This is a genomic window from Clostridium sp. DFI.1.208 (assembly GCF_024463855.1).
In the GTDB taxonomy this organism is placed as follows: Bacteria; Bacillota_I; Bacilli_A; order Erysipelotrichales; family Erysipelotrichaceae; genus Clostridium_AQ.
Window position 1 is genome coordinate 31,374 of record NZ_JANGCA010000043.1, and the last position, 10,392, is coordinate 41,765.

Annotated in this window: 10 protein-coding genes; all 10 read left to right on the plus strand. The window is 38.1% G+C overall.

Annotation, left to right across the window (positions count from 1 at the left end):
* Positions 1-55 precede the first annotated feature (55 nt).
* The 10 genes from NE665_RS17995 to NE665_RS18040 all read left to right on the plus strand — a co-directional run bounded on the left by NE665_RS17995 (position 56) and on the right by NE665_RS18040 (position 10,175).
* Positions 56-850, plus strand: a complete 795-nt coding sequence (locus NE665_RS17995; protein WP_117443055.1) for a MerR family transcriptional regulator — start codon at positions 56-58, stop codon at positions 848-850.
* Positions 851-914: 64 nt separating this feature from the next.
* Positions 915-1,097 carry a hypothetical protein gene (locus NE665_RS18000; protein WP_117443054.1) on the plus strand — a complete coding sequence of 61 codons (183 nt, stop codon included), beginning with the start codon at positions 915-917 and terminating at the stop codon, positions 1,095-1,097.
* A 602-nt stretch (positions 1,098-1,699) separates the two neighbouring features.
* Complete coding sequence (locus tag NE665_RS18005; protein ID WP_117443053.1) at positions 1,700-2,392, plus strand: response regulator transcription factor; 693 nt, start codon at positions 1,700-1,702, stop codon at positions 2,390-2,392.
* 2 nt (positions 2,393-2,394) lie between these two features.
* Positions 2,395-3,297 carry a HAMP domain-containing sensor histidine kinase gene (locus tag NE665_RS18010; RefSeq protein ID WP_117443052.1) on the plus strand — a complete coding sequence of 301 codons (903 nt, stop codon included), beginning with the start codon at positions 2,395-2,397 and terminating at the stop codon, positions 3,295-3,297.
* Between the two features lie 68 nt (positions 3,298-3,365).
* Complete coding sequence (locus tag NE665_RS18015; protein WP_117443051.1) at positions 3,366-4,292, plus strand: ATP-binding cassette domain-containing protein; 927 nt, start codon at positions 3,366-3,368, stop codon at positions 4,290-4,292.
* On the plus strand, positions 4,285-5,016 hold the full coding sequence (locus NE665_RS18020) for an ABC transporter permease (protein WP_117443050.1): 732 nt from the start codon (positions 4,285-4,287) through the stop codon (positions 5,014-5,016). Before NE665_RS18015 ends, NE665_RS18020 begins: the two co-directional genes overlap by 8 nt.
* A 504-nt stretch (positions 5,017-5,520) precedes the next feature.
* Positions 5,521-8,574 carry an SrtB-anchored collagen-binding adhesin gene (locus tag NE665_RS18025; protein ID WP_074441434.1) on the plus strand — a complete coding sequence of 1,018 codons (3,054 nt, stop codon included), beginning with the start codon at positions 5,521-5,523 and terminating at the stop codon, positions 8,572-8,574.
* 238 nt (positions 8,575-8,812) lie between these two features.
* A complete protein-coding gene (locus tag NE665_RS18030) occupies positions 8,813-9,139 on the plus strand; it encodes a YdcP family protein (protein WP_025487347.1) in 327 nt (108 codons plus the stop codon).
* A 15-nt stretch (positions 9,140-9,154) separates the two neighbouring features.
* Complete coding sequence (locus NE665_RS18035; protein ID WP_074441435.1) at positions 9,155-9,538, plus strand: YdcP family protein; 384 nt, start codon at positions 9,155-9,157, stop codon at positions 9,536-9,538.
* A 94-nt stretch (positions 9,539-9,632) separates the two neighbouring features.
* Positions 9,633-10,175 carry a DUF6560 family protein gene (locus tag NE665_RS18040; protein ID WP_003432337.1) on the plus strand — a complete coding sequence of 181 codons (543 nt, stop codon included), beginning with the start codon at positions 9,633-9,635 and terminating at the stop codon, positions 10,173-10,175.
* The last annotated feature ends 217 nt before the right edge of the window (positions 10,176-10,392 follow it).

The window sequence follows — 10,392 nt, forward strand, 5'->3', positions numbered from 1 at the left end:
TGTTTTACTATACAGAATTTGGAAAGAGGATTACAATAGCAAGGGGGTGAATGCCATGATGTATAAAATCGGCGATATTGCAAAGGTTATGGGGGTTACAACAGAAGCGATACGACATTATGAGCGCATGGGACTGATCAGACCGGAAAAGGATCCACAGACCAAGTATCGCTACTTTACGGAGGAGCAGCTGAGCCAGCTGCTGTACATACAGCGCCTGTCACAGATGGGAATCAGCCTGCAGCTGATACGGGAACAGTTTCTGAATGGTTCTCTGCATTCCTATGAGCAGGTGATCGCGGATACCCTGCAAGCTACACAGGAGCGTCTGAGAATTTTGCAGATGAAAGCCAGCAACTTGATGAACTGCCTGGATATTCTACAAACTGCAGAGCAGTCAAGGGGGAAGTGTATGTATGGAATGCGTCCGGATATGTATTTTATATCGACAAAGCATTGCATCCAGTCCTCCTTTGCACAAGAGCAGCCAAAGGGGTTTCGCAATTTCTCCAATCATGCGGATCTCTTTTTCCAAAGCACGCATTACTATGAGGAAAACGGTGTTTGGAGAAACGAGAAGGGCTTCGGCATTTATAAGGATTGTGCAGAATATGCACAATATTGCGAAAATCCGTATTTTCATCTGCGGGGGGCAACGCATGCTATTTTATGCACATTCGACAATTTACAGACAGATGCAGGAATATCGGATACGGTTCGCTCTTTTTTCAAGGAGCATAAGCTGAAGCGGAGCGGTGAGGTTTACAGCCGTCAGGTGTACCGCACATTTTCAAAGGAACAGGAACCGCTGGTGATGGAGCTGTTGGCGATTCCATACGCAAGGATATAGGGAATCAGTCTTGCGTTTGTATATGTTTCATGCTATTCTGTAGGGGATTACAGGAGGAGCTTTTATGGGACAGCATCAGAAGTCGTATCTCCTGAATGCATTTCTGCTTGGTGTGATTACTGGATTTTTCATAGCACCGCTCAAAAACGGTATTCAGGTTCATGTGATTAGCAGAGGGACATGTAGTCCTGAAAAAGGAATCGGCCATAATGTTTGTAAGAAAAAGGTTTCAGAGGATGTGTTCTGAAATCTTTTTTTATAATGGCTGTGCGATACAAGTGAATTGAATGCTGATGGAGGTCTTTATATATGCAATTTCTATTGGCATAAGATGTTTCGTTTGACGGCTTAGCTTGCTTGAAATAAAAGGGACAGATGCCTGAAATCATCCTATCAAAACAGGACTTTCTTCTTTTTCAGCATTGGAATCATCCTATGCTTCAGGTCAAGAATGGGATAAGCTAAAAAAAATGCGCGTTTCAGCTTCGTTCTTGATCACCAGACAACGGCAGCTTTAGTTTCACCGTATGAGCTTGTTTTGTATAAGGAGAGTAACAGGAAGATTATAGGAGGATCAAGCGAGTTCATTTATTGACTTATTTTCTTTTGCGCGGTATATTTTTATCATAATGTTGGAAACATACTTCATTTTGCGATAGAAAATGAGGAAGGACAGAATTTGATGTTCAAGCGTTTATGGAAGCGGCGATTGATGAAGTGAGACCCAGATGTGCAGGAAAATTTCAGAAAGAATGCTGGCAATGAGCGCCCTATACCTGAAGAATATTTGTACACATTTACAAAATAAACTAGGTTTTGATAATTGCTATTATGAAAAGAGGAAAAGCCGTGAATAAAATATTGCTTATTGATGATGATAAGGATTTATGTAATCTGTTAGAGCGTGAATTAAAAAAAGAAAATTTTGAAATTATTGTATGCCATGATGGAAAAACAGGACTTGACACTTTTAAGAAACAAAAGTATCAGCTAGTCATTTTGGATATCATGCTTCCTGTTATGAATGGGTATGATGTTTTGACTGAGATAAGAAAATTAAATAATGTCCCCGTTTTAATGTTGACTGCAAAAGACTCTGAAGCTGATACGGTATCTGGTCTGAGATTAGGTGCTGATGATTATTTGACAAAGCCCTTCTTAATGTCTGAATTTATTGCAAGGGTACAGTCACTTATCAGAAGATTTACAGTTTTCAATAACCAAGCAGAAGAAAGCATCCCCTTAATATTTAAAGGATTGCAGATAGATGTAATATCAAGGATGGTACGGATCAATGACAGTGAAGTTTATGTAACAGCTAAGGAATTTGATTTATTATATTTTCTTGCTTCTAATCAGGGAAAAGTGTTTACAAAAGAACAAATTTACACTCATGTTTGGGGTAATGAGTATTCTTATGATGATAGAAATATCATGTCTTTTGTCAGCAAATTACGAAAGAAAATAAAGAATGAGAAACTGGATATCGATTATATTCAAACCATTCATGGTATAGGGTATCGTTTTTGCTTAGGGGTTTGATTATGATATATCTTGTAATCATACTTTCTCTTTGCATACTCGCTCTCGTAAATCATCTGTATCAAACACGAAAAAAGATAAAAGAAATTGAACAAATTCTTGATGAAATTTATTTGGGAAATTTAGATAGACGACTGATTGTTCATGAACATACGGAAATGAGTAACCTTGTTTACAAAATCAATGAAATTGTAATCAAGGATAAAAACGAGCTATTAGCATCAAATGCGTCAAAAAAAGCGTACAAACAATTAGTTACCAGTTTATCCCATGATATTCGTACACCATTATCCTCTCTTGTTGGATATTTAGAGGTGTTAGAAAAGGATGATTTGAGTTATGCTGAACAGCAGAGGTTTTTACAGATTGCCAATGAAAAGGCACAATATTTAAGTGATTATATACAATCTTTGTTTGCATGGTTGAAATTAGAGTCTGGAGAATGGGTGTATGATTTCCAAACAGAAAACATTTGTGAATTGACCAGATTAGTCCTTGCTGAGTGGATAATGAAATTTGAAGAAAATAAGATTGATTTTCATTTTGATATACCAGAAAAAGCGTTATACGTGAACATGGATAGAAATGCTTATCATAGAATTATCAATAATTTATTGGCAAATACAATAAAGCATAGTCATGCAAACAGACTGATTGTGCAAATTCTTGCGATCCAAGATGAAATACAAATCGCTATCACAGACAATGGTGTTGGAATAGAAGAAAAGGATGTACCTTTTATATTTGACCGCTTGTATAAATGTGATACGTCACGCACAGAAAATAGTAATGGTTTAGGATTGGCGATTGCAAAAGAACTGATAACTGCCCTCGATGGAACCATCGTGGTAGATAGCTGTTATGGAAAAGGTACAACTTTCAATTTAAAATTTAACAAAACATGAAGAAAGCATAATTATGGCAAGGTTTTGGCAAGGTTTGTGTGATTTAATTAGAGAAAGGAGGCTAGAAAATGGACGATGGAATTATTCTTGCTACCAGACAGCTGACGAAAAAATATGGGGATATTACAGCAGTTGAGAACATAAACTTAAATGTCAGAAAAGGGCGTATATATGGATTGTTAGGAAGAAATGGTGCTGGGAAAACTACCATAATGAAAATGGTTCTTGGGCTGATTTCTATTTCTTCTGGGGAAATAGAGATTTTCGGAAAACAGTTAAAAGGAAATGAAAAAGATATTTATACAAGAATAGGTTCTATTATTGAAACACCCGGTTTTTATTCTTATTTAACGGGAACAGAAAATTTAGAAGTTTTTTCCAGATTAAGAGGGACAATCAAAAAGAATGCTGTAAAAGGTGCTTTAGAAATAGTTGGACTGCCTTATAAAGATAAGAAACCATTCTCTTCTTATTCATTGGGAATGAAACAACGACTAGGAATCGCAAATGCTATTTTGAACGATTCTGAAATTTTAATATTAGATGAGCCAACAAACGGACTTGACCCGGTGGGAATCGTTGAAATCAGAAAATTTTTGCAGTCATTGTGTCATGAGCAAGGGAAAACTATTATTATTTCAAGTCATATTTTATCTGAGATTTCTTTACTTGCTGATGATATAGGAATACTGCATGATGGTCATTTATTGAAAGAAATTTCTATGAATGAACTGGAAGAAAAGAATAAAAAGTATATTGAAATTAAAGTGAATCATGTTCCTATAGCTGCGCAATTATTAGAGAATGTAATGAAATGTAAAAACTATTCTGTTACAGATATAAACTGTATAGAAATATATGATGAAGCTTTGGATACAGAAGAATTAGCAAATTGTTTGGTTTCACATGGCGTAGGAGTATCATCCTTGTATTGGAAACATGAAACATTGGAAGAATATTTTACTTCATTGACTGGGGGTGCGAGATTTGAATGATGCCTTTCAAACGGAAATTCTAAAATTAAAGAAAAACAACATGGCTCTTATTGGCTTTGCTGTTACAATTTCTATTCCTATTCTACTGATTTTAAAGTCGATCCTAATTGATAAAACAAAAATTGATTATCACGAATGGATTATGACCGTTTCTATGCTGGTAAATGTAGTGTTGCCTATTATGAGTGGATTTTTTATTACACAGTCCATGCAAAAAGAATATGGGGAAAAAACCATTATCAATATTGTTACTGCACCAGTAAACAGAAAAACTTTTGTATTGAGCAAAATTGCGGTGTGGTTTTGCTGGTGCTTCGTCGTTATGATGGTTACAGAGTGTTTGACAATCGTTGGTTCATTGATGTTGTTCCCTACACAAGTTACACCAGCGACGATTTGTTTTACAATACAGTTATTCACACAAATTGGTTTTTTAAGCTACATTGCATCGTTACCGATTATCTGGATTGCTATAAGGCAGAGAACATTATTTTATCCGAGTATGCTGTGTACGCTCGTTTTTGTATTATTGCAATCGATAGGTGCACAGGTATCAGAGGAATTACTTCCAGTAGCAAGTTTTGTACCGTGGCTAGCAATACAGATATCTACTATGCTGCCGCAAAATAGCCAGTATTTATATATTTGCATTGCTTCCGTGCTTTGCGCTGGAATTGTTGGAATAGGTCTATCGCTTCATGAGTTTAACAAGCAGGATCTATAAGAGGTAATAGCTGTGAGGTGTAGGCTGATACATATAGGGAACTATGAACTTGAATACCTGTATTGTGATTATGGTGGTGTTATAAAGGCCTTTAAACAGGAACACGGGCTAAAGACATCTGATGTAGCGAAGTATCTTGGTGTAGACTATCATACTGTATTATCATGGGAACGAGGTAAAAGAAAACCTATTTATACATACTGGAAGAATTTTTTAGAAAAAAACACAATAAAAATCTGATTATCCGCTAAAACACAGTATCTATCAGCATTTTCAAGGAAACAAACACATCAATTTACTACTTATTTACTACTAACGAATGAGCCTTGATACGCAAGTTTTCCTAGATATGCAAAGATATGGTACAACACATCAGTATTGAAACAAGAAAAAATTGAATAACTTATAGACTATGGAACGCCTAACATGACGTTCCTTTTCTATTTCCAGCCGTTCTTATTGGACGGCTATTTTATTACCCAAAATGAAAGGAGCATTAGATTTATGAAAAAGATGTTAAAACGATTGTGTACGGGCTTCTTAGCTCTTGCAACTGTCGTTACTGCTTTACCGACGACACCCGTTCATGCAGAAAGCAAGCAATACTGGACGGAGTCAAAAGAGCGTGTCGGTATCGTTGAAAAAGTAATGAATGACGGTTCGATTGGTTCTACCTTTAACGAGGGACATTTGACCGTTGAGGGCGAGGACGCTTACTGTATCGACATTAACACAGATTTTAGGAACGGCTACAAGACCAGAGCTGACGCAAGCACCCGTATGAGTGCCGACCAGATAAGCGACGTTGCCTTATCTATCGAATATGTGAAACAGTACACAGACAGCCACAGCGGAATAAGCAACAATCATGCCTACCTTTTAAGACAGCTTGTTGTCTGGCAGAGATTAAGCGTACATCTTGGCTGGCAATGCGATAACGTGCGAGCTTCTTATGATGAAATTCCAAAGGCAACGCAGGACGAAGTTTTCTCTGGTGCAAGAGCCTTTGCCAAAGAAAATAAAGGACGCTATGAATGTGGCGGTTATATCTACTCTGGCGAGGGGCAGGAATTGGGGCAATTCTGGGCGAAACTGAATGTCGGAAATGCGAAACTGCAAAAGACTTCCAGTAATACCAGCATTACAGACGGCAACGGGAATTACTCAATCGCTGGTGCAACATACGGTGTCTTTTCTGATAAGGACTGCACGAAACAGCTTGCCACCCTTACGACTGATGAAAACGGAAATACAGATGTTGTAGAGGTAAAGGCTGGTACAGTTTATATCAAGGAATTATCCGCACCAGCAGGATATAAAGTAGATAAAACTGTATATTCCTTAAAGGTTGAAGCTGGAAAAACAGCGACTTTGAAAGTATCAGATACACCGAAAGTAACAGACACTTTGATTGAGCTTTTCAAGATAGATATGGAAACACAGAAAGAAAATCCGCAGGGTAACGCTTCTCTAGCAGGTGCGGAATTTACATGGAAGTATTATGCAGGATTCTATAACAAAGACACTCTCCCTGCCGAAGCTACTCGTACATGGGTTACAAAGACAATCGCTGAAACAGACAGCGACGGGTCAACCCACTACATCACAAAATTAGCAGACGCATACAAGGTATCTGGCGACAACTTCTATATGCAGGACGGGAAAGCCGTTCTTCCTTTAGGAACACTAACCGTAGAAGAAACAAAAGCTCCAAACGGCTACTTGTTAGAGGGTGCATATATGCAGGCTGGCGATAAGTCCGAACAAATTAAGGGCTTATATGTAACACAGATTACCGAGGACGGCGACCTTGCCGTATTAACTGGAAGTAATCAGTTTTCCGTATCTGATAAGGTTATCCGTGGCGGTGTGAAAATTCAGAAACGAGATTTAGAAACGGGCGATACCAAACCACAAGGAAGTGCAACTTTAAAAGATACTGCCTTTGACATCATTTCCTTAAATGATAATGCAGTATTGGTTGAGGGCAAGCTCTATAAGAAAAATGAAGTGGTAAAGACAATTCGTACCGATATTGAGGGTATCGCTTCTACTTCTGCTGACCTTTTACCTTATGGAAACTTCCGTATCGTTGAGAGCGAAGCACCAGACGGATATTTGACAGACGGTGCGAAGCCGATTGATTTTGCAATCACAGAAAATGGAAAAATCGTGGACTTAACCGACGAAGCCCATTCTATCTACAATCAGATTAAGCGTGGCGATATTGAGGGTGTAAAAATCGGTGCAGGCACACACAAGCGTCTTGCTGATGTTCCCTTTAGGATCACAAGCAAGACGACGGGCGAAAATCATGTAGTGGTAACTGATGATAACGGGCAATTCTCCACTTCTGCTGACTGGGCTTCACATAAGCACAATACAAACGCAGGAAAGACCAGCGAGGACGGTGTGTGGTTTGGAACTTCTGAACCAGACGACAGCAAGGGTGCGTTGCCTTATGATACCTACATCATTGAAGAAATGCGTTGCGACAGTAACAAAGGTTTTGAACTTATCCCACCTTTTGAAATCGTGGTATCAAGAAATAACCTTGTGGTCGATTTAGGAACGCTGACTGATGAATACGAAAAAGAAATCTCTATCCATACCACAGCGACCAGCAAAGACGGCGAAAAGACTATCCTTGCAGGAAAAGAGGTAACAATCGTTGATACTGTCAAATTAGACGGACTTACAAAAGGCACAAAGTATCAGCTCAAAGGCTGGCAGATGTTAAAAGAAGAAAATACAGAGCTTATCATTGACGGGAAACGTGTAGAAAACGATTATACTTTTGTCGCTGATGATGAAGAAATGAAAGTAGAAATTTCCTATACATTCAATGCGTCCGAGCTTGGCGGTAAAAATCTGGTAACATTCGAGGAATTATACGACTTGAGCAATCCAGACGAACCCGTAAAAGTTGCGGAACATAAGGACATTGAGGACGACGGGCAGACCGTTTTAATCACAGAGCGTATCATCAAAATTCATACGACTGCTACCGACAAGGACGGCAACAAAGAGCTTGAAGCTGGAAAAGACGTTACAATCATTGATACCGTAACCTTAAAGGGCTTGGAAGTCGGCACACAGTACAAACTTGTGGGCTGGCAGATGTTGAAAGAAGAAAATGCAGAGCTTCTTATCAATGGAAAACGTGTGGAAAGTGATTACACTTTTACTGCTGACAGCGAAACTATGAAAGTGGAAGTTGCCTTTACCTTTGACGCTACTTCTCTTGACGGCAAACAGCTTGTAACTTTTGAGGAATTGTACGACTTGAGCAATCCAGACGAACCGAAGAAAGTTACTGAACATAAGGACATTGAGGATAAGGGACAGACGATTACCTTTAAGGAAAAGCCAGAAGTTCCAGACGAACCAGAGAAACCCGAAACACCACCGACACCAGAAAAGCCAAACAGACCGAGCGACAGTCCCAAAACGGGCGATAACACAAACCTTTACGGACTGCTTGCACTTCTTTTGACCTCTGGTGCTGGACTGGCAGGTATCTTCTTCTACAAACGCCGTAAAATGAAAAAATCATAAGGCGGTAACGGTATGAGGAAAGAAAAATCACGCTCTCCGCCGAAGCGGTCAAACGGCAGACTTTTGCTTATTCTGGCTTGTCTGCCAACAACCTGCAAGAACACGGATAGTCAAGGGTGCGTAAGCATTGATTTTACCCTTTACTATCTGGGGGATTGCTGGTACTTCCCAAACCGCCAGAATAAGAAATCACAATCAATTAACTTATCAAAAATAGAAAGAAACGAGGTAAAACAATATGGAAATGAAATATGTCGTGCCAGATATGGCACAGTCTTTTGGAACTCTTGAATTTGCAGGCGAAAGCGAGCCTATCTTTGAAAGAGATAAAAATAACCGCAGGGTCTTAGCCAGACGAAGCTATAACCTTTATTCCGACGTACAGAAAGGCGAAAATGTTGTGGTAGAAATTCCCGTGCAGGCTGGCGAAAAGAAGTTCAAGTATGAACAGAAAGTAAAACTTGTCAATCCGAAGTTGTACGGCAGAGGTTACGCAATCGGGAATATGGGACATACCGATTATGTATTAGTTGCTGATGATATTGTAGCAGTTGAAGAAAAGTAAAGGAGTGAAGAATTTATGAGATTATCAAACGGGTTTGTTATTGACAAAGAAAAAACATTTGGAGAATTAAAATTTACAGCGGTGCGTGATGTGTTCTTGCAGAATGAGGACGGGACACCGAGTACCCAGCTTAAAAAGCGTATATATGATTTAAAGTGCAGTCTGCATGGAGGAATTATCCCCGTATCTGTACCGCCAGAAGTACAGTTAAAGGAATTTCCGTACAATGCAGTTGTGGAACTTGTCAATCCAGTAGCCGATACGGTATCACGAAAAACCTATACGGGTGCAGATGTGGACTGGTATGTAAAGGCAGAGGATATTGTATTGAAGAATAAAGGCAACCAGAACGCAGGCAGTCCACAGAACCATACACCGCAGGGACAGCCGAAAAAATAGGCTTGCTAAATAGATTTTCATTGTAGTGGATATATGGAACTGTTATAATATGGATATGAAGAAACGGACAAATATGAAGTTTTGGAGGTAAGACATGAAATATTTAGGCACAATTTTAGTTGCATATATCGTTTTATTTATTTTAGATATAATGCAAAAAAGAAATCATAAAACAACAAAATCTTTAAATAAATTTTCTATTCGAACAATATCAGATGTATCATTTATATGTGCAATAGGTGCTTTGTTTGTACTTGTTGTCTTTATTTGGGGATTTTGGAGTGAACCTGAAAATTTTTGTTCTAAAAGATATTTGATGTTCATTATCCCATTTTCTATTATTTGGTTTGGAGTTACTCTTTTTGGTATGATTGCTCCTTTAAAGGGAGTGTGGGAGATAAAAGTTGAAGAAGATAATATCACGGTTATTAAAATGTTTATTTTTAGAAGATATTGGAAAATATCAGACATATCTTATTGTAAAATGAAACGCGGTGGTATGAATGTGTATGTCAATGGAAGAAAGAAAAAAGCATTTTTTGTTGATGGTATGACAGACCATTTTGATAACTTTATAAAACGGATGGAAAAAGAGGGAAAAGAGATTATTATTCCAGAGCCAAAAGATACGAATTGAGTTGCTGGAATAGTAAATTCGAGTTTGAAAACTTCATATCCATATACACAAAGCAGTTAGTCTTAGGATTGACTGCTTTTTTTCATACCCAGAAAGACAACTATATTAAAGTCAAGTAGTAATTTATGAAAAAGTATGAAATATAAAATACTTGAAAATATAGTATTCGATCTTTGAAATTGTGAATGTAAATATGTTGAAAAGAACTATAGTTAAA